Annotated in this window: 18 protein-coding genes; 1 reads left to right on the top strand and 17 read right to left on the bottom strand. The window is 56.8% G+C overall.

The features are described from left to right. Window positions 1–23: 23 nt before the first annotated feature. The 16 genes from pstS to asnC all read right to left on the bottom strand — a co-directional run bounded on the left by pstS (window position 24) and on the right by asnC (window position 16,597). Entirely contained in the window at window positions 24–1,064 is a 1,041-nt protein-coding gene (gene pstS / locus ACF8MC_RS20995) for a phosphate ABC transporter substrate-binding protein PstS (RefSeq protein ID WP_033636519.1), read from the bottom strand. Between the two features lie 335 nt (window positions 1,065–1,399). Next, complete coding sequence (glmS, locus tag ACF8MC_RS21000; protein ID WP_033649563.1) at window positions 1,400–3,229, bottom strand: glutamine--fructose-6-phosphate transaminase (isomerizing); 1,830 nt, start codon at window positions 3,227–3,229, stop codon at window positions 1,400–1,402. A gap of 149 nt (window positions 3,230–3,378) precedes the next feature. After that, the gene (gene glmU / locus ACF8MC_RS21005) at window positions 3,379–4,752 is read right to left on the bottom strand and encodes a bifunctional UDP-N-acetylglucosamine diphosphorylase/glucosamine-1-phosphate N-acetyltransferase GlmU (RefSeq protein WP_033649564.1); all 1,374 of its coding nucleotides are present in this window, start codon (window positions 4,750–4,752) and stop codon (window positions 3,379–3,381) included. Window positions 4,753–5,042: 290 nt separating this feature from the next. Continuing rightward, entirely contained in the window at window positions 5,043–5,462 is a 420-nt protein-coding gene (locus ACF8MC_RS21010) for a F0F1 ATP synthase subunit epsilon (RefSeq protein ID WP_004933814.1), read from the bottom strand. 20 nt (window positions 5,463–5,482) lie between these two features. Further along, window positions 5,483–6,865 (bottom strand): F0F1 ATP synthase subunit beta, encoded by a 1,383-nt coding sequence (gene atpD / locus ACF8MC_RS21015; RefSeq protein ID WP_033631385.1) that lies wholly within the window; start codon window positions 6,863–6,865, stop codon window positions 5,483–5,485. A 32-nt stretch (window positions 6,866–6,897) separates the two neighbouring features. Next, a complete protein-coding gene (gene atpG, locus ACF8MC_RS21020) occupies window positions 6,898–7,761 on the bottom strand; it encodes a F0F1 ATP synthase subunit gamma (RefSeq protein WP_004933811.1) in 864 nt (287 codons plus the stop codon). 59 nt (window positions 7,762–7,820) lie between these two features. Then, window positions 7,821–9,362, bottom strand: a complete 1,542-nt coding sequence (atpA, locus tag ACF8MC_RS21025) for a F0F1 ATP synthase subunit alpha (RefSeq protein ID WP_033636516.1) — start codon at window positions 9,360–9,362, stop codon at window positions 7,821–7,823. A gap of 12 nt (window positions 9,363–9,374) precedes the next feature. Further along, window positions 9,375–9,908, bottom strand: a complete 534-nt coding sequence (gene atpH, locus ACF8MC_RS21030; protein ID WP_033649565.1) for a F0F1 ATP synthase subunit delta — start codon at window positions 9,906–9,908, stop codon at window positions 9,375–9,377. 14 nt (window positions 9,909–9,922) lie between these two features. Next, window positions 9,923–10,393, bottom strand: a complete 471-nt coding sequence (gene atpF / locus ACF8MC_RS21035; RefSeq protein ID WP_004933804.1) for a F0F1 ATP synthase subunit B — start codon at window positions 10,391–10,393, stop codon at window positions 9,923–9,925. A gap of 57 nt (window positions 10,394–10,450) precedes the next feature. Next, entirely contained in the window at window positions 10,451–10,690 is a 240-nt protein-coding gene (gene atpE / locus ACF8MC_RS21040) for a F0F1 ATP synthase subunit C (RefSeq protein ID WP_004093904.1), read from the bottom strand. A 49-nt stretch (window positions 10,691–10,739) separates the two neighbouring features. Next, the gene (gene atpB / locus ACF8MC_RS21045) at window positions 10,740–11,519 is read right to left on the bottom strand and encodes a F0F1 ATP synthase subunit A (protein WP_025160299.1); all 780 of its coding nucleotides are present in this window, start codon (window positions 11,517–11,519) and stop codon (window positions 10,740–10,742) included. A gap of 22 nt (window positions 11,520–11,541) precedes the next feature. Beyond that, window positions 11,542–11,925, bottom strand: a complete 384-nt coding sequence (gene atpI / locus ACF8MC_RS21050; protein ID WP_004933796.1) for a F0F1 ATP synthase subunit I — start codon at window positions 11,923–11,925, stop codon at window positions 11,542–11,544. Window positions 11,926–12,564: 639 nt separating this feature from the next. After that, window positions 12,565–13,185 carry a 16S rRNA (guanine(527)-N(7))-methyltransferase RsmG gene (rsmG, locus tag ACF8MC_RS21055; RefSeq protein ID WP_033649566.1) on the bottom strand — a complete coding sequence of 207 codons (621 nt, stop codon included), beginning with the start codon at window positions 13,183–13,185 and terminating at the stop codon, window positions 12,565–12,567. A gap of 138 nt (window positions 13,186–13,323) precedes the next feature. Next, window positions 13,324–15,213, bottom strand: a complete 1,890-nt coding sequence (mnmG, locus tag ACF8MC_RS21060) for a tRNA uridine-5-carboxymethylaminomethyl(34) synthesis enzyme MnmG (RefSeq protein ID WP_047569981.1) — start codon at window positions 15,211–15,213, stop codon at window positions 13,324–13,326. 381 nt (window positions 15,214–15,594) lie between these two features. Continuing rightward, window positions 15,595–16,035 carry an FMN-binding protein MioC gene (gene mioC / locus ACF8MC_RS21065; RefSeq protein ID WP_033649568.1) on the bottom strand — a complete coding sequence of 147 codons (441 nt, stop codon included), beginning with the start codon at window positions 16,033–16,035 and terminating at the stop codon, window positions 15,595–15,597. A 100-nt stretch (window positions 16,036–16,135) separates the two neighbouring features. Continuing rightward, the gene (gene asnC, locus ACF8MC_RS21070; RefSeq protein ID WP_004933786.1) at window positions 16,136–16,597 is read right to left on the bottom strand and encodes a transcriptional regulator AsnC; all 462 of its coding nucleotides are present in this window, start codon (window positions 16,595–16,597) and stop codon (window positions 16,136–16,138) included. A gap of 155 nt (window positions 16,598–16,752) precedes the next feature. Here asnC and asnA point away from each other — a divergent pair, with 155 nt between their 5' ends. Continuing rightward, entirely contained in the window at window positions 16,753–17,745 is a 993-nt protein-coding gene (gene asnA, locus ACF8MC_RS21075; protein ID WP_033653943.1) for an aspartate--ammonia ligase, read from the top strand. A 6-nt stretch (window positions 17,746–17,751) separates the two neighbouring features. Here the strand turns inward: asnA and viaA are convergent, their stop codons facing one another. Continuing rightward, window positions 17,752–19,215 carry an ATPase RavA stimulator ViaA gene (viaA, locus tag ACF8MC_RS21080; RefSeq protein WP_033649569.1) on the bottom strand — a complete coding sequence of 488 codons (1,464 nt, stop codon included), beginning with the start codon at window positions 19,213–19,215 and terminating at the stop codon, window positions 17,752–17,754. Window positions 19,216–19,217: the final 2 nt, after the last annotated feature.

Raw genomic sequence — 19,217 nt, forward strand, 5'->3', positions numbered from 1 at the left:
GGCGAACCCGCGCCCCTGCGTTGTTAGTACAGCGCTTTGCCTGAACTGTCTTTTACGTTGGTTTTCCAGGCCGCGCGCACCTGCTCAACCACTTCTGCCGGCAGGGTGGCGTAATCCAGCTCGTTCGCCTGCTTGGCACCGGTTTTGTAAGCCCAGTCGAAGAACTTCAGCACTTCGGCGCCCTGAGCAGGGTTTTTCTGCTCTTTGTGCACCAGGATGAAGGTGGTGGATGTAATTGGCCACACGTTGTCGCCTTTCTGGTCAGTCAGATCCTGAGCGAAGGTCTTGCTCCAATCCACGCCTTTGGCCGCGTTGCTGAAGCTCTCTTCGGTCGGGCTGACCGGTTTACCGTCGGCGGATACCAGCTTGGTGTAAGCCAGGTTGTTCTGCTTGGCGTAAGCGTATTCTACGTAGCCGATAGAGCCAGGCAGACGCTGAACGAAGGCGGCGATGCCGTCGTTGCCTTTACCGCCCAGACCGGTCGGCCAGTTAACGGTAGAACCGGCGCCGATCTTCTCTTTCCACTGCGCATTGGCCTTGGACAGGTAGCTGGTGAACACGAACGAGGTGCCGGAACCGTCGGCGCGGCGCACCACGGCGATGTTCTGGTCAGGCAGTTTCACGCCTGGGTTCAGCTTGGTGATAGCCGGATCGTTCCATTTTTTGACGTTGCCCAGGTAGATATCGCCCAGGGTTTTGCCGTCCAGCGTCAATTCGCCGGATTTGATGCCCGGGATATTCACGGCCAGCACCACGCCGCCGATCACGGTCGGGAACTGGAACAGGCCGTCGGCCGCCAGTTTGTCGTCAGACAGCGGGGCGTCGGAAGCGCCAAAGTCAACGGTGTTGGCCACGATTTGCTTCACGCCGCCAGAGGAGCCGATGCCCTGATAGTTAACTTTGTTGCCGGTTTCTTTCTGATAAGAATCTGCCCACTTGGCGTAAACCGGAGCGGGGAATGTCGCACCTGCACCGGTCAGGCTGGCAGCAGCGAACGCGGACACGGTGGTCAGGGAGAAGGTCGCTGCCACAATACTGGCGACGGTGGTACGCATCAGTTTCATAATCCCTCCTAATGGGATATTTAAAATCGACTTCGAGTCGTTTTAATCAGAGTAAGTATTGCTGCAGGAGGGAAAATAGGACAGTTTGGTGACAGAAAAATGTACGCAATATGACAGTTATATTACAGTGTGCCAGACAGACGTTTGTTTCTTTAAAAATCAATTAATTAGTCAAAAAACAGCGCAATTGACGTGCAATAAAAAAACGGTTTGGCGCGGCCTATCCGCTTGAATATGACAATGTTTATCGCCGAATCGGTCGCGCTGTCACCTTTAAGGTCGCTCATGAAAAAAGCCGGCACAAAGGCCGGCTTTTGCAGTTTACCTGCGGCAGATTACTCTACGGTGACAGACTTCGCCAGGTTGCGCGGCTGGTCAACGTCGGTGCCTTTGATCAGCGCCACGTGGTAAGACAGCAGCTGCAACGGCACGGTGTAGAAGATCGGCGCCACGATTTCCTCGACGTGCGGCAGAGGAATGATGGTCATGCCTTCGCTGCTGACGAAACCGGCGTCCTGATCGGCGAACACGTACAGCTGGCCGCCGCGCGCGCGCACTTCTTCAATGTTGGACTTCAGCTTTTCCAGCAGTTCATTGTTCGGTGCCACCACGATCACCGGCATATCGGCGTCGATCAGCGCCAGCGGGCCGTGTTTCAGCTCACCCGCCGCATAGGCTTCGGCGTGAATATAGGAGATCTCTTTCAGCTTCAGCGCCCCTTCCATGGCGATTGGATACTGATCGCCGCGGCCGAGGAACAGCGCATGGTGCTTGTCGGAGAACCCTTCCGCCAGCGCTTCGATCTCTTTATCCATCGACAGCATCTGCTCGATACGCGCCGGCAGCGCCTGCAGGCCATGCACGATCTCTTGCTCCACGCTTTCCGCCATGCCTTTCAGGCGGCCCAGACGCGCCACCAGCATCAACAGCACGGTGAGCTGCGTGGTGAAGGCCTTGGTCGAGGCCACGCCGATTTCCGTGCCCGCTTTGGTCATCAACGCCAGATCCGATTCGCGCACCAGCGAAGAGCCGGCCACGTTACAAACGGCCAGCGAACCGAGATAACCCAGCTCTTTGGACAAGCGCAGCGCCGCTAACGTATCGGCAGTTTCGCCGGACTGCGACAGGGTGATGATCAGGCTGCCCGGACGCACCGCCGATTTGCGGTAACGGAATTCGGACGCGATCTCGACGTCGCACGGCACGCCGGCCAACGCTTCAAACCAGTAACGCGCCACCATACCGGAGTGGTAAGAAGTCCCGCAGGCGATGATCTGCACGTGCTGCACCTTGGCCAGCAGCTCGTCGGCGCGCGGGCCCAGCTCGCTCAGGTTGATTTGGCCATGGCTGAAACGCCCTTCCAGGGTGTTTTTCAGCGCCAGCGGCTGTTCGTAGATCTCTTTTTGCATGTAGTGACGGTAAGCGCCCTTGTCGCCGGCGTCATACTGCACCTGGGATTCGATTTCAGGGCGCTCGATGGCGTTGCCCTGCTTGTCGAAGATGTTGACGGTGCGGCGAGTCACTTCCACCACGTCGCCTTCTTCCAGGAAGATGAAGCGGCGGGTGACCGGCAGCAGCGCCAGCTGATCGGAAGCAATAAAGTTTTCCCCGACGCCGCGGCCGATAACCAGCGGGCTGCCGGAGCGCGCCGCGACCAATACGCTCGGATCGCGGCTGTCCATCACCACGGTGCCGTAAGCGCCGCGCAGCTGTGGGATCACGCGCTGAACCACTTCCAGCAACGTGCCGCCCTGTTGTTGTTCCCAGTGCACCAGGTGCGCGATCACTTCGGTGTCGGTTTCGGAGCTGAAGCGGTAACCGCGTTCGATCAGCAGTTCGCGCAGCGGTTCGTGGTTTTCGATGATGCCGTTATGCACCACGGTAATGTAGTCGGAAACATGCGGGTGCGCGTTCGCTTCGGTCGGTTCACCGTGCGTTGCCCAGCGGGTGTGAGCGATGCCGGTACCGCCGTGCAGATCGGTCTGCTCCGCCGCTTCGGCCAGTTTTTGCACCTTGCCTACGCGACGCAGGCGACTGACGTTGCCTTTTTCGTCGACCACCGCCAGACCGGCGGAGTCGTAACCGCGGTACTCGAGACGGCGTAAACCTTCCAACAGGATTTCTGCGATATCACGTTGCGCTACTGCGCCTACAATTCCACACATCAGTTGTATTCCTAATGAACGCCCTTCATGGGCGCTTTCGATGTCTTGACCTGATTTTTGCCGGTTTTACCGTGCGTCCCCGAGCCTGTAGATGGTGGGGGTTATTATGTTTTGTATTGGGCTCTGAACGGAGCCCAACGCAAAACACACTATGATTTCTTCTTCACCGGGCGTTGCCAGCCCTGAATGTGCACCTGCTTGACGCGGCTCAGCACCAGTTCGTTCTCGGCGATATCGCGCGTCACCGTGGTGCCGGCGGCGATGGTGGAGCCTTTGCCGACCGACACCGGCGCCACCAGCTGAGTATCGGAACCGACGAACACGCCGTCGCCGATCAGCGTCTTGTGCTTGTTGGCGCCATCGTAGTTGCAGGTGATGGTGCCGGCGCCGATATTCACGTCATCGCCGATTTCGGCATCGCCCAGGTAGCTGAGGTGGCCGGCCTTGGAGCCTTTGCCCAAACGCGCCTTTTTCATTTCCACGAAGTTGCCGACGTGGGCCCCTGCCGCCAGCTCCGCGCCAGGGCGCAGGCGGGCGAACGGCCCCACGGTGCAGTCGGCTTCCAGCACGCTGTCTTCCAGCACGCTGTAAGGGCTGATCTCGCAGTCATCGCCGATCACGCAGTTTTTCAGCACGCAGCCGGCGCCGATTTTCACCCGGTCGCCCAGCTTGACGTGACCTTCGATAATCACATTCGCATCAATAGTGATGTCGCGGCCGTGAACAAGTTCCCCGCGCAGGTCAAAACGCGCCGGATCCAGCAGCATCACGCCGGCCAACAGCAGCTTTTCAGACTGTTCCGACTGGAAGACGCGCTCCAGGGTCGCCAGCTGCAGGCGGTTGTTCACGCCTTCCACTTCACTCAGGCGCGACGGGTGCACTGTTTCGATTTTCTTGCCGTCGGCATGGGCCAACGCAATGATATCGGTGATGTAAAACTCGCCCTGTGCGTTGTCGTTATTCAACATCCCCAGCCAGCGCTTCAGATCGCGCCCGTTCGCCACCAGGATGCCGGTATTGATTTCGTTGATCTGGCGCTGCGCCTCGCTGGCATCCTTGTGTTCGACGATGCCCACCACGTTGCCCTGCTCGCGCACGATGCGGCCGTAGCCGCTCGGATCGTCCAGCTTGACCGTCAGCAGACCGATACCGCCCTGCGGTTTGGCCGCCAGCAGGCGTTGCAGCGTATCCACAGAGATCAACGGCACGTCGCCGTACAGCATCAGCACGTCTTCATCGTCGGCAAAGTGCGGCGCGGCCTGCTGCATTGCATGGCCGGTACCCAATTGCTCGGCCTGCAGCACCCAGTTCAGCGCGCCGTCAGTCAACGTGCTTTTCAGCAGATCGCCGCCGTGGCCGTATACCAGGTGAACATGTTGCGCGCCCAGTTTCATCGCGGCATCAATGACGTGTTGCACCATCGGCTTACCGGCCAACGGATGTAAAACCTTGGGAAGATCGGAATACATGCGTGTTCCCTTGCCCGCGGCGAGGATAACCACGCTCATTGCGCTGTTCGACATAAGCAACCTGATAACTCCATTTTGATAGACGAAAGTAAAACCGTTTAGCGACGATATTACTACATATTTCTCATCACGAACCCGGCGCAGGCCGCGTGGGCCTTGGCCTGCCGCTATCGTGGCCAATTCGGCGCCGGGGCGAAAAAACTGTCGGCGATCGGCGACGTTTATTTCCCGATATCAGGGGTTATACACCACACCGCCCGCCGGGCTGAAATGCTTATTTTAAAGTAAAAAAAAAGCGACCCTATAGGCCGCTTTCTTAAAGTTGGGTGCTTTGCACCCAAACATTACATCGCTTTTCTGGTGAGCTCGATAACGCGCAGTTTCGCGATCGCTTTCGCCAGTTCAGCGGATGCCTGAGCATAGTCGACATCGCCATGAGAGCTGCGAATGTGTTCTTCAGCTTTACGCTTAGCTTCCAACGCTCTCGCTTCGTCGAGGTCAGTACCACGGATAGCAGTGTCCGCCAGCACGGTAACCACGCTCGGCTGCACCTCGAGGATGCCGCCGGACAGGTAGATGAACTCTTCTTCACCGTGCTGCTTAACAATACGCACCATGCCAGGCTTGATGGCAGTCAGCAGCGGCGCATGGCCAGGGAAGATCCCCAGTTCACCTTCGCTGCCTGTCACCTGGATCTTCTGCACCAGGCCGGAAAACATCTGTTTTTCCGCGCTGACTACATCCAGATGGTAAGTCATAGCCATATCACCCTCCTCTCAAGGCGTTACAGTTTCTTGGCTTTTTCCACTGCTTCTTCAATGGTGCCAACCATGTAGAACGCCTGCTCCGGCAGGTGGTCATAGTCGCCGTCCATAATGCCTTTGAAACCACGGATGGTGTCTTTCAGCGATACGAACTTGCCCGGAGAACCGGTGAAGACTTCTGCCACGAAGAACGGCTGAGACAGGAAGCGTTGGATCTTACGCGCACGGGATACGACCAGTTTGTCTTCTTCAGACAGCTCGTCCATACCCAGGATCGCGATGATATCTTTCAGTTCCTGGTAGCGTTGCAGAATGGACTGCACGCCACGCGCTACGTCGTAGTGCTCCTGGCCAACGACCAGCGGATCCAGCTGACGGCTGGTGGAATCCAGCGGGTCAACGGCCGGGTAGATACCCAGAGAAGCGATGTTACGGCTCAGTACCACGGTTGCGTCCAAGTGCGCAAAGGTGGTGGCTGGTGACGGGTCAGTCAAGTCATCCGCAGGAACGTAAACGGCCTGTACGGAAGTGATGGAACCGGTCTTGGTCGAGGTGATACGTTCTTGCAGAACGCCCATCTCTTCCGCCAGCGTTGGCTGATAACCTACCGCGGATGGCATACGGCCCAGAAGTGCGGACACTTCGGTACCGGCCAGGGTGTAACGGTAGATGTTGTCAACGAACAGCAGAACGTCACGGCCTTCGTCACGGAATTTCTCCGCCATGGTCAGGCCGGTCAGCGCAACGCGCAGACGGTTACCTGGTGGCTCGTTCATCTGGCCGTAAACCAGGGATACTTTGTCCAGAACGTTGGAGTCGGTCATTTCGTGGTAGAAGTCGTTACCCTCACGAGTACGCTCGCCCACGCCCGCAAACACGGAATAACCGGAGTGCTCGATCGCGATGTTACGGATCAGCTCCATCATGTTTACGGTTTTACCCACGCCCGCACCACCGAACAGACCGACTTTACCGCCCTTGGCGAATGGACAAATCAGGTCCATTACCTTGATACCGGTTTCCAGCAGTTCCTGGGAGTTGGACAGCTCTTCGTAGCTTGGCGCCGCGCGGTGAATCGCCCAACGCTCTTCTTCGCCGATGTCGCCTTTCATGTCGATCGGTTGACCCAATACGTTCATGATACGGCCCAGGGTAGCTTTACCCACCGGCACTTCAATCGGGTGGTCCAGGTTGTTCACTTTCAGACCGCGACGCAGACCGTCGGAGGTCCCCATTGCGATACAGCGAACCACGCCACCGCCCAGCTGTTGCTGAACTTCCAACACCAGTTTTTCGGTGCCGTTTTCTACCTCAAGGGCGTCGTACACTTTTGGTACGGCATCCTGAGGGAACTCGACGTCCACCACGGCGCCGATTACCTGGATAATCTTTCCAGTAGCCATCTTGAATCCTCTACGTAATTCGTAAACCTAGCTTAAACCGCGGAGGCTCCCGAAACGATCTCGGTGAGTTCCTGAGTGATGCTGGCCTGACGCGCCTTGTTGTATACCAACTGCAGCTCTTTGATCAGGCTACCGCCGTTATCGGTTGCGGCTTTCATCGCGACCATTCGTGCGGCCTGCTCGCTGGCCAGGTTTTCCACGACGCCCTGATAAACCTGCGACTCCACATAGCGGCGCAGCAAGGTATCAAGCAGCACTTTTGGATCGGGTTCATACAGGTAATCCCAAGGCGTTTTCTTCAGCTCTTCGTCATCGGCTGGCGGTAACGGCAGCAGCTGAAGCACCTGCGGCTCTTGGGACATCGTATTAACAAATTTGTTGCTGACAATGTACAGCTTGTCCAAACGACCTTCGTCGTAGGCCTGCAGCATCACTTTCACCGGCCCGATCAGATCCGACAGGGAAGGTTTGTCCCCCATGCCGGTCACCTGGGCAACCACGTTGCCGCCCACGGAACCAAAGAAAGAGGCTGCTTTAGAGCCAATCAGCGCCAAATCGGTTTCGACGCCTTTTTCGGACCAGGCTTTCATCTCCGCCAGCAGCTTTTTGAACAGGTTGATGTTCAAGCCGCCGCAGAGACCACGGTCAGTAGACACCACCAGATACCCGACGCGCTTAACGTCACGCTCATCCAGGTACGGGTGCTTGTACTCCAGATTCCCTAACGCAAGGTGACCAATCACTTTGCGCATGGTCTCTGCATAAGGACGGCTGGCCGCCATGCGATCCTGCGATTTACGCATTTTGGAGGCGGCGACCATTTCCATCGCTTTAGTGATCTTTTGCGTGTTTTGCACGCTAGCGATCTTACTACGTATCTCTTTTGCGCCGGCCATCTCTGCTTCTCCTCAGTGCCAGACGGCCTGCTGTCTTTCAACAGCAGGACCGTTCGGCGTTACCAGGACTGGGTTTTCTTGAAGGTCTCGAGGATGTCTTTCAACTTGCCCTCGATCTCATCATTGAAGTTGCCAGTTTGGTTGATGTGGTTCAGCAGCTCGGCGTGCTCGCGGTCCGCATAGGCGACCAGCGCGGCTTCGAAGCTCACCACTTTGGCGACTTCGACGTCGTTCAGGTAACCGCGTTCTGCGGCAAACAGCACCAGAGACTGTTGTGCGACCGACATCGGCGCATACTGTTTCTGTTTCAGCAGCTCGGTCACTTTCTGACCGTGGCTCAGCTGTTTGCGGGTCGCGTCGTCCAGATCGGATGCGAACTGGGAGAACGCAGCCAGTTCACGATACTGCGCCAGCGCGGTACGGATACCGCCGGACAGTTTCTTCATGATCTTGGTCTGCGCGGCGCCACCAACACGGGATACGGAGATACCCGGGTTAACTGCCGGACGAATACCGGAGTTGAACAGGTTGGATTCCAGGAAGATCTGACCATCGGTAATCGAGATTACGTTGGTCGGAACGAACGCGGAAACGTCACCCGCCTGGGTTTCAATGATCGGCAGAGCGGTCAGTGAACCGGTTTGGCCTTTAACTTCACCTTTGGTGAAGGCTTCAACGTATTCGGCGTTAACGCGCGCTGCACGCTCCAGCAAGCGGGAGTGCAGGTAGAATACGTCGCCTGGGTAAGCTTCACGACCTGGCGGACGACGAAGCAGCAGGGAAATCTGGCGGTAAGCAACGGCCTGTTTGGACAGGTCATCGTACACGATCAGCGCATCTTCACCGCGGTCACGGAAGTATTCGCCCATTGCGCAACCGGCGTATGGCGCCAGGTATTGCAGTGCAGCGGATTCGGAAGCGGTCGCCACAACCACGATGGTGTTGGCCAGTGCGCCGTGCTCTTCCAGTTTGCGCACCACGTTAGCGATGGTGGACGCTTTCTGGCCGATAGCCACGTAAACGCATTTGATGCCGGAGTCGCGTTGGTTGATGATCGCATCGATCGCCAGCGCGGTTTTACCGGTCTGACGGTCACCGATCACCAGCTCACGCTGGCCGCGGCCGATTGGAATCATGGCGTCAACGGATTTGTAGCCAGTCTGAACCGGCTGATCAACGGATTGACGCTCGATAACGCCTGGCGCGATAGCTTCTACCGGAGAGAAACCGTCGTTCTCAATCGGGCCTTTGCCGTCGATTGGCGCGCCCAGGGTGTTAACTACGCGGCCCAGCAGACCACGACCGACTGGAACTTCCAGGATACGGCCGGTGCATTTAACCTTCATGCCTTCGGCCAGATCCGCGTACGGACCCATAACCACGGCACCGACGGAGTCGCGCTCCAGGTTCAATGCGATTGCGTAACGGTTGCCAGGCAGCGCGATCATTTCGCCCTGCATAACGTCGGCCAGGCCGTGTACGCGGATGATCCCGTCGCTGACGGAAACGATAGTACCTTCATTGTGAGCTTCGCTCACTACATTGAACTGAGCAATGCGCTGCTTGATCAGTTCGCTGATTTCGGTGGAATTCAGTTGCATGCTCCAGTCCCCTTAAGACTGCAAGACGTCTGTCAGGCGTTCAAGACGACCGCGAACGCTGCCATCAATCACCATATCGCCGGCGCGAACAACGATGCCGGCCAGTACAGACTTGTCAATTTTGCAATTCAGCTTAACTTTGCGTGACAGACGTTTTTCCATCGCAGCGGCGATTTTCGCCTGCTGTTCGTCGCTCAGCGCGCTCGCAGAGAGCACTTCGACTTCGACGGTGGATTCCAGCGAGGCGCGCAGTTCGATGAACTGCTGCAGCACGGCAGGAAGAACCAGTAAACGTCCATTTTCGGCCATTACGCGGATAAAGTTCTGGCCATGTTCGTCGAGCCGATCGCCACAAACCGCGATGAACGTCTTGGACAGCGTTTCTGGCGCGACCGCGCCAGACAGCAGTTCAGAAATCTGTTCATTGCGAGTGACTTCAGCCGCAAACGCCAGCATTTCCTGCCAGCGCTCTACGCTTTGGTGCTCAACGGCAAAGTCAAAAGCTGCTTTGGCGTAGGGGCGAGCTACAGTGACAAATTCAGACATCAGCCCCTCCCTCCTTACAGTTCAGCGACCAGTTTATCAACGATGTCGCTGTTAGCAGCTTCATCCACGGAACGTTCGATGATCTTCTCGGCGCCGGCAATTGCCAGCATCGCGACTTGCTTACGCAACTCTTCACGAGCGCGCTTACGTTCGGCTTCGATCTCAGCCTGAGCCTGCGCCACGATTTTGTTACGTTCCTGCTCGGCTTCGGCTTTCGCTTCATCCATGATCTGAGCTTTGCGTTTGTTCGCTTGCTCGATGATCACCTGAGCTTCTGCTTTAGCAGTTTTCAGCTGGTCGGTCGCATTGGCTTGCGCTAAGTCCAGATCTTTTTTGGCACGCTCTGCAGAAGCGAGGCCGTCAGCGATTTCTTTCTGACGTTTCTCGATGGCAGCCATGATCGGCGGCCATACGTACTTCATGCAGAACCAGACAAACAGAACGAACGCGATGGCCTGGCCGAGGATTGTTGCGTTAAGATTCACAGCACAATGCCTCTTTAAAAGTTAATAGTTTGGTTACGTCGTAGAGGGTTGCTCTACTTACGCGACGGCGAACATCACGTACAGACCCAGACCTACAGCGATCATCGGGATGGCGTCGACCAGACCCATAACGATAAAGAACTGTGTACGCAGCAGAGGAATCAGGTCAGGCTGACGAGCAGCGCCTTCCAAGAATTTACCACCCAGGATGCCGATACCGATCGCAGCACCGATTGCCGCTAAACCCATCATCACAGCGGCAGCCATGTACAGCAGATCCATACTCAGGTTTTCCATGACAGTCTCCAGTTTGTTTCAGTTTAAAAGTGCAAGTGTTTTAAGAAAATCAGTGCTCTTCAGACGCCATCGACAGATAGACGATCGTCAGAACCATGAAAATAAAGGCTTGAAGCGTAATGATCAGGATGTGGAAGATAGCCCAAGGCAAGCTCAGGACCCACTGTGACCACCACGGCAACAGGCCGGCAATCAGGATGAAGATCAACTCACCCGCATACATGTTGCCGAACAGTCGCAGACCCAGTGAAACAGGTTTGGACAGCAGGCTGACACCTTCAAGAATCAGGTTGATAGGAATGAATACAGGGTGGTTGAACGGCTGCATGGTCAACTCTTTAACGAACCCGCCAACGCCTTTCATTTTGATGCTATAGAACAGAATCAGGATAAACACGCCCAGCGCCATAGACAGCGTGACGTTCACGTCGGCGGTAGGCACGACGCGCAGCGCAGGCAGACCGAGAACGTGGGTGCCGAGATAAGGCAGGAAGTCAACCGGGATGAGGTCCATCAGGTTCATCAGGAACACCCAGACGAACACGGTCAGCGCCAACGGCGCAATGACCTTGCTCTTGCCGTGGTACATGTCGCGCACGCTGCTGTCGACGAAACCGACCACCAGCTCCACGGCGGTTTGCAGTTTACCCGGCACACCGCTGGTGGCGTTTTTGGCCACTTTGCGGAAGATCACCAGGAAGAGCGCCCCGAGGACGACGGAGAAAAACATCGAGTCGAGGTTAATCGACCAAAACCCAGTCCCGACCTGAAGCTGCGTCAGGTGGTGACCGATATACTCCTGTGGAGTCAAGACTTCTCCTGCAGACATGATGCCTCTTACCCTTATTTAGTTAAGTTCGGTAACTGTTAATCACGGCCGGTGCCACTATCTGCACCACTAACACCGCTAAATAGGTCAGGCCAAGCGGTATAAACTCCGCCTTGAACACCCCCAGCGCCACGATCAGCAAAACGATGGTGATCACGACCTTTAGCCCCTCGCCGATGGCGAACGACCAGGCAACCCTACCGGGCGCCGGCGTTTGCGCCTGATGGCGCAAGGCAAACAGCATAAACATTGCACTCGGCAACCAGGCGGCGAGACCGCCTGCCAGCGCCGAAGCGCTCCATTCCGGGCTTTTCAGCCAGAAAGCAACGCTGATCAGAACAAAAGTCATTAACTGCAAAAACAGCAGTTTGCGTGCGACTTTCCCGCTGTAAAGGGACACAGACATGACGTTTGTTCTCTCCGTACCCCAGAGGGGGTATGCTGAGTGACGTATACAACTGTTTTTGCTGTCCAGAGTCAAGCAGCAAAAAACGAGCAAATTATACGGGGCATACCAACGAATTCAATCGATAAGTAGCGAAAAGGTGAACAATTATTTAAATTTCCCTATTCCAGCCTATTTTCACAAGAAAACGGTCGGAATAATAGGGCGCATTTAATTGTCTGATTATTCCAGCGTTGCGTTTAGAAACGCGAAGCCGATCACAGTAATGTCCCTTCCTGATTTATAGCCGATGGTCAACCAAACCGTCTTTAGCAATTTGAGCGATCAAAAGATTATATAAATCAAAACATTATCAGTTAACTGTTCAAAAACAATCCGTATACCCGACGAAAACCTTTTATTGACAAGCCGCGGGGCAATATTCCAACAGCCAATTAACATTAGCAGCAAACGCCAATCTTTCGCACATGATTGCTAACGTGACTATTTCCAAATGCAATTACTCTATTGTCGCTAATTAGCCGCGTTTTTTGTGTTAATAGAAAGTAAATTAACTAAAAAAAGCGACCAACTAATTAGCCTGCTTATCTTTCTGCCTGGTACTGCCTTTAATTCACGCTTGTTTGATCAAAAGCAAACTCAGTTTGCCTTAAGAATCACCAGGTGGCGTTCGCCTTCCAGTTCAGGCACCTGCAGCCGCACGATGGACTCCAGGCTAACGCCCGCCGGCAGCTGCGCCAGCTCTTCATCCGGGCGCACGCCTTTCAACGCGTAAAAACGCCCCTGCCCTTTCGCCGGCAGGTGATGGCACCAGGACAACATATCCTGCAGCGAAGCGAACGCGCGGCTGATCACGCCGTCGAACGGCGGCTCGGCCGGAAACTCCTCAACGCGGCTCTGCACCGGCTCGATATTGTTCAGGCCCAGCTCATGTTGCACCTGACGCAGGAAACGCACGCGCTTGCCCAGGCTGTCGAGCAGCGTGAAATGCGCGTCCGGGCGCACGATCGCCAGCGGAATGCCCGGCAAGCCGGGGCCGGTGCCGACATCGATAAAACGCGAGCCCTGCAGATGCGGGTTGACCACGATGCTGTCGAGGATGTGGCGCACCAGCATTTGCTGCGGATCACGCACCGACGTGAGGTTATAAGCCTTGTTCCACTTATCCAGCATGCCGACATAGCCCAGCAGCTGCTGTTTCTGCTGATCGGGCAGCTCAATGCCTGCTGCCGCGAGCAGCGAGTCTAATTTTTTTTGCACAACGGATCCTTTGGCAGGCGCTGAACGACCAGCGGATGGTTAGCTGGCGCAATGAGGCGCCTATGATAATTCAGGGCGCAAGTGATGTCAGCGGCCGTTTGGCTACGGGATGAGCAAACGGCCGCCTGGATGCGGGATTTATGCGCTGCGGCGCAGCAGTCCCTGCTTTTTCAGCCAGATCAGCAAAATCGAGATCGCCGCCGGCGTAATGCCGGAGATGCGCGAAGCCTGGCCGATGGAGTTCGGTTTGTGATCGTTCAGCTTGGCGATCACCTCGTTCGACAGCCCAGAAACCTGACGGTAGTCGAGATCCAACGGCAGCACGGTGTTCTCGTTGCGCTGTTGTTTTTCGATCTCTTCCTGCTGACGAGCGATGTAGCCTTCGTATTTGACCTGGATCTCGACCTGTTCGGCGGCTTGTACGTCGTCCAGCGGCGGCGCGAAGGCCTCGGTGCCGGTCAACAGCGCGTAATCCATCTCCGGGCGGCGCAGCAGCTCTTCGCCGTTCGCTTCGCGCGACAGCGGCGCTTTCAGCAGCGCATTGACCTGTTCGACGTTCTCGGCGTGCGGGTGCATCCAGATGTCGCGCAGGCGCTGACGTTCGCGTTCGATTCGCTCCAGCTTCTCGCTGTAACGCGCCCAACGCACGTCGTCCACCAGGCCGAGTTCACGGCCTTTTTCCGTCAGGCGGAGATCGGCGTTGTCTTCGCGCAGCATCAGACGATACTCGGCGCGCGAGGTAAACATGCGGTATGGCTCTTTGGTACCGAGGGTGCTGAGATCGTCCACCAGCACGCCCAGGTAGGCCTGATCGCGACGTGGCGCCCAGCCTTCCTGTTCGTCAGCGAAGCGCCCGGCGTTCAGGCCGGCCAACAGGCCCTGCGCAGCGGCTTCTTCATACCCGGTGGTGCCGTTGATCTGGCCGGCGAAGAACAGCCCCTGAATGAATTTGCTTTCCAGCGTCGGCTTCAGATCGCGCGGATCGAAGAAATCGTACTCGATGGCATAACCAGGGCGAATAATACGCGCGTTCTGCATCCCTTCCATCGAACGGACGATCTGCATCTGCACGTCGAACGGCAGGCTGGTGGAAATGCCGTTAGGGTAAATTTCGTTGCTGGTCAGGCCTTCCGGTTCGAGGAAGATCTGGTGCGCGTTGCGATCGGCAAAGCGCATGACTTTGTCTTCGATCGACGGGCAGTAACGTGGGCCGATCCCTTCGATGATCCCGGCATACATCGGGCTGCGATCGAGGTTATTGCGGATCACGTCATGGGTTTTTTCATTGGTGTGGGTGATGTAGCACGCCATTTGTTCCGGGTGCTGGCTGGCATCGCCCAGGAACGAGAATACCGGCACCGGCGTATCGCCGTGTTGTGGCGCCAGTACGCTGAAATCGATAGTGCGGGCGTCGATGCGCGGCGGCGTACCGGTTTTCAAGCGGTTGACGCGCAGCGGCAGCTCACGCAAACGCTGCGACAGCGAGATCGAAGGAGGATCCCCCGCGCGGCCGCCGCTGTAATTCTCCAGGCCGATATGGATCTTGCCGTCCAGGAAGGTGCCGACGGTCAATACCACCGCTTTGGCGCGGAATTTCAGGCCCATTTGGGTTACGGCGCCCACAACGCGATCGTTTTCGACGATCAGATCCTCAACCGGCTGTTGGAAGATCATCAGGTTGGGCTGGTTCTCCAACGCGGTGCGGATCGCCTGGCGATACAGTACGCGATCCGCCTGCGCGCGAGTGGCGCGAACGGCAGGGCCTTTGCTGGCGTTTAGTATCCTAAACTGGATGCCGGCATGATCGATCGCCGTGGCCATCAGGCCGCCGAGTGCATCAATTTCCTTAACCAGATGCCCTTTACCAATACCGCCAATCGCCGGGTTACAGGACATCTGTCCCAGCGTATCGATATTGTGTGTCAATAATAAAGTCTGACGCCCCATGCGCGCCGCGGCCATGGCGGCCTCGGTACCTGCATGGCCACCACCGATGATGATGACGTCAAATTGATCTGGATAAAACATGGAACTGCACCTCGCCGTATTGCGAACGATCGTTATTTGCCCTGGGGTGGGGGATTCTACTCAAGTTTAGACGATCGACCAAGCGGTCAGGATCGTCGGTAATTAAAAGAAGATCTTTTTTATTTAAAGATCTCTTTATTAGATCTCTTATTAGGATCGCGATCCTCTGTGGATAAGTAACTATTCACGAAGAAGATCAGCAGATTAAGGAGGATCGTTTGCTGTGAATGATCGGTGATCCCGACGCAGATAAGCTGGGATCTAAAAGGCTTGTTATACACAGGACAAAAAGCGACCTACGGTTGTTTTTTGGATAACTACGGCTTTTACCCTGCTTTTAAGCTTAGTTATCCACAATCGTTCGCGCGATCTTTAGACAAACTAGAGTAAATTAATCCAGTTTTTTACCCATTCCTCGGCCGGATCCTCGGGAATTTCATGCTCGGTTACGTCGATCTCGAGACGATCGCCGATCCTTTTCGCGCCTCTGGCGATCAGCAGATCGTCGATCTGTTTGATCGCGCCGCAGAAGATGTCGTATTCCGAACTGCCCAAACCGACGGCGCCGAACTGCACCTCGGAAAGATCCGGCTGTTGTTCGGCGATCTGCTCCAGCAGCGGCTGAAGGTTATCCGGCAGTTCGCCGGCGCCGTGCGTGGAAGAGACCACCAGCCAGCGGCCGGTCAACGGCAGTTCATCCAGTTCAGGGCCGTGCAGCATCTCGGTAGAGAAACCCGCGTCTTCCAGCTTTTCAGCCAAATGTTCAGCCACGTATTCGGCGCTGCCAAGCGTACTGCCACTGATCAGAGTAATGTCTGCCATGAACCAACGATCCCAACCTTCTCACTCAAAGTGGCTGCATTGTACGCTGTGAATCGGCTGGGATCTACCTGTGGATAATGTGGGTATGCAATTTGGCGGGTTACGGCACGATGGTGCGCATAATGGGGTTCTGCAGCGAGATCAGCGTTTCGGTAGACTGGATCTCGTCGATGGTCTGGATCTTGTTGATAAGTACCTGCTGCAGTGCGTCGATCGATCGGCACATCACCTTGATAAAGACGCTGTAGTGGCCGGTGGTGTAATAGGCTTCCACCACTTCCTCCAGGCTTTCCAGCTTTTTCAGCGCCGAAGGGTAGTCCTTGGCGCTCTTTAATATGATGCCGATAAAGCAGCACACATCGTAGCCCAGCTGTTTGGGGCTGACGTCGATGCGCGCGCCGGTGATGATCCCGGCCTGTTTCATCTTCTCTACCCGCACATGAATGGTGCCGGGGCTGACGGCAAAGTTTTTCGCCAGTTCGGCGTACGGCGTGCGCGCGTTGTCCATCAGAGCGTTGAGGATGCCGCGATCGAGATTATCGATCTGATAAATTTCCGCCATTTAATCCCCCATTAATTAACGATTGTTGAATTCTGTCCGGATAAAAATGAACGATTAAAAGTGAAAAGGCAATATTGATTAATGGATATTGAATTGACATGTCATTTTGTTGCTTAATCGATGGCAACAGAGACAGGTTTACAAGAGATACGGCAATGAAAAAACAGTTTATCCAAAAACAACAACAAATCAGCCAGGTCAAATCCTTCTTCTCCCGCCAGCTGGAGCAACAGCTTGGCCTGATCGAAGTGCAGGCGCCGATCCTCAGCCGTCTGGGCGACGGCACGCAGGATAACCTCTCCGGCAGCGAGAAAGCGGTGCAGGTTAAGGTGAAAACCCTGCCGGACGCCACCTTCGAAGTGGTGCATTCACTGGCGAAATGGAAACGTAAAACCCTGGGCAGCTACGATTTCGGCGCCGGCGAAGGCCTGTACACCCATATGAAGGCGCTGCGCCCGGATGAAGATCGCCTGACGCCTATCCACTCGGTGTACGTCGATCAGTGGGACTGGGAGCGGGTGATGGGCGACGGTGAGCGCAGCCTGGACTACCTGAAAAGCACCGTGCGCAGCATTTACGCCGCCATCAAGGCGACGGAGGCGGAAGTCAGCCGCGAGCATGGTCTGACCCCGTTCCTGCCGGAACAGATCCACTTTGTGCACAGCGAAACCCTGCTGCAGCGTTACCCGGATCTGGACGCCAAAGGGCGCGAGCGGGCGATCGCCAAAGAGCTGGGCGCGGTATTCCTGATCGGCATCGGCGGCAAGCTGTCACACGGCAAATCGCACGATGTGCGGGCGCCGGATTATGATGACTGGACCACGCTGGCGGCGGATGGCCTGGCGGGCCTGAACGGCGATATCGTGGTGTGGAACCCGGTGCTGCAGGACGCTTTCGAGCTGTCCTCTATGGGCATCCGCGTCGACGCCGCCGCGCTGAAACGTCAGCTGGCGCTGACCGGCGATGAAGAGCGCATGAAGCTGGAGTGGCACCAGTCGCTGCTGCGCGGCGATATGCCGCAGACTATCGGCGGCGGCATCGGTCAGTCGCGCTTGGTGATGCTGCTGCTGCAACTGTCGCATATCGGCCAGGTGCAGTGCGGCGTGTGGTCGCCGGAAGTGCGCGGGGCGGTCGAAGGCCTGCTCTGATCCCGCCTAGCGCCGCCAGCGGCGCATCAAACGGCTTTTCAGCCCGGTATCGAAGCGCCAGATATGATCGAAGATGCGCATGATGCCGGGTTTGCCGTAGGCGGACATCGCCACCGCATGGAAACGCTGCTGGTGGCTTTGCTGCTGCTGTTTCACCTTCTTTATTACCTCCTCCGGCAACCGCTGAGCGATAAAATCGGAAATGATCACCGCATCGGCGTCAAACCAGCCGCTCTCCGCCATTTTGGTGACGGTGGCGTTCAGGCAGGCCGCCAGATCGGTGCCGCCGCGAAACTGCTGGCCGAGAAAGCGCACCGCCTGTTCGATGCCGCTGGCGGCGGTGAGCTCATAATGCACGATCTGGTTGGCGAACAGCATGATGTAGCAACGTCGGTTGTCCGCCAGCGCAATGCGCAGCAGCGCCAGGCAGAACGCCTTGGCGCACTGTTCGTTGAAGCCGCCCATCGATCCTGAGGTGTCCACGCAGACGATAAACGGCCCGCGCGGCTGTTGATCCTGCTGCTGGTGGGTGACCTGGCGGATCAGGATCTGTTCCTGCCAGACGTCGCCCTGCAGGCGGTAGCTCAGCAGCCGCTTTTCCAGCAGGCGGCGATAAAATTCGAACTCCAGCTCTTCAATGCCCAGCGTCGCCAGCTCCGGCGGCAGCAGGCGCAGGATGTCGTCGCTCTGATGAATGCCGCTCACTTCTTCCGGCAGCGTGGCCGGCACCTGCACCATCACCCTGAACGGCTCCGGCTGCGCGTCCTGTTGCTGCACCGCCTTGGCCTGATAGCTGCGGCCCAACTGCTGCGCCAGCTTTTTCAGCTCCGGCTGCTGCTGCAAAAAGTTGCCGTACTCCACCAGCCGCTGGTAATCGCCGCGCTGCAGCTGGCCTTTGCTCATGTCCCACAGCCTGCCGGCGGCGGTGTCGTTTTCCGACAGCAGCGGCTCCAGCGCGCCGCTCAGCGCCAGTCGCTCCTGCAGTTCCGCCATCAGTTGCTCGCGCTCCTGTTCCAGCAGCTGGTGGTGCAGCATGGTGGCCTGCAGCGTCAGGCTGATGCGCCAGCGCTGCAGGAACAGGGTTTGGAAGCTGTCGTCCAGCGGATGATTGGGCAGATCGGCGGCGTCCACCAGCGCGCGCGCCTGTTCATAAAACGGCGAGACCAGCTGGCGCAGCAGCTCCATCGTGTCGTTGAGGTTGTGATAGAACTGGGTGTTGTTCTCCAGCTGGCACTGTTGGTAGCGGTAAAATTCCTGCGCCAGCGCCGGCGGCACCATGGCTTCCTGCAGACGCTCCTTGAGCTGCAGTTTCCAGCGTGGCAGATCGCGATCCAGCGCCCGGCGAAGGGCCGGAAACTTTTTAAAGAACACCGACAGCTGCGGCGCCGCCAGCATGCCGACGATCATCTCCTCGATCATTTCGCCTTCGGCGATCGCCAGCAGCAGATCGAGCGTCTCCAGACTGAGCATGG

It is taken from the genome of Serratia sp. LACPHL-BACT-2024-00286, assembly GCF_043109535.1.
GTDB lineage: Bacteria > Pseudomonadota > Gammaproteobacteria > Enterobacterales > Enterobacteriaceae > Serratia > Serratia sarumanii.

What these genes read in the sequence shown, in the direction of transcription:
- pstS (WP_033636519.1), bottom strand. Translation starts at nt 1,064, where the DNA reads ATGAAACTGATGCGTACCACCGTCGCCAGTATTGTGGCAGCGACCTTC.
- glmS (WP_033649563.1), bottom strand. Translation starts at nt 3,229, where the DNA reads ATGTGTGGAATTGTAGGCGCAGTAGCGCAACGTGATATCGCAGAAATC.
- glmU (WP_033649564.1), bottom strand. Translation starts at nt 4,752, where the DNA reads ATGTCGAACAGCGCAATGAGCGTGGTTATCCTCGCCGCGGGCAAGGGA.
- ACF8MC_RS21010 (WP_004933814.1), bottom strand. Translation starts at nt 5,462, where the DNA reads ATGGCTATGACTTACCATCTGGATGTAGTCAGCGCGGAAAAACAGATG.
- atpD (WP_033631385.1), bottom strand. Translation starts at nt 6,865, where the DNA reads ATGGCTACTGGAAAGATTATCCAGGTAATCGGCGCCGTGGTGGACGTC.
- atpG (WP_004933811.1), bottom strand. Translation starts at nt 7,761, where the DNA reads ATGGCCGGCGCAAAAGAGATACGTAGTAAGATCGCTAGCGTGCAAAAC.
- atpA (WP_033636516.1), bottom strand. Translation starts at nt 9,362, where the DNA reads ATGCAACTGAATTCCACCGAAATCAGCGAACTGATCAAGCAGCGCATT.
- atpH (WP_033649565.1), bottom strand. Translation starts at nt 9,908, where the DNA reads ATGTCTGAATTTGTCACTGTAGCTCGCCCCTACGCCAAAGCAGCTTTT.
- atpE (WP_004093904.1), bottom strand. Translation starts at nt 10,690, where the DNA reads ATGGAAAACCTGAGTATGGATCTGCTGTACATGGCTGCCGCTGTGATG.
- atpB (WP_025160299.1), bottom strand. Translation starts at nt 11,519, where the DNA reads ATGTCTGCAGGAGAAGTCTTGACTCCACAGGAGTATATCGGTCACCAC.
- atpI (WP_004933796.1), bottom strand. Translation starts at nt 11,925, where the DNA reads ATGTCTGTGTCCCTTTACAGCGGGAAAGTCGCACGCAAACTGCTGTTT.
- mnmG (WP_047569981.1), bottom strand. Translation starts at nt 15,213, where the DNA reads ATGTTTTATCCAGATCAATTTGACGTCATCATCATCGGTGGTGGCCAT.
- mioC (WP_033649568.1), bottom strand. Translation starts at nt 16,035, where the DNA reads ATGGCAGACATTACTCTGATCAGTGGCAGTACGCTTGGCAGCGCCGAA.
- asnC (WP_004933786.1), bottom strand. Translation starts at nt 16,597, where the DNA reads ATGGCGGAAATTTATCAGATCGATAATCTCGATCGCGGCATCCTCAAC.
- asnA (WP_033653943.1), top strand. Translation starts at nt 16,753, where the DNA reads ATGAAAAAACAGTTTATCCAAAAACAACAACAAATCAGCCAGGTCAAA.
- viaA (WP_033649569.1), bottom strand. Translation starts at nt 19,215, where the DNA reads ATGCTCAGTCTGGAGACGCTCGATCTGCTGCTGGCGATCGCCGAAGGC.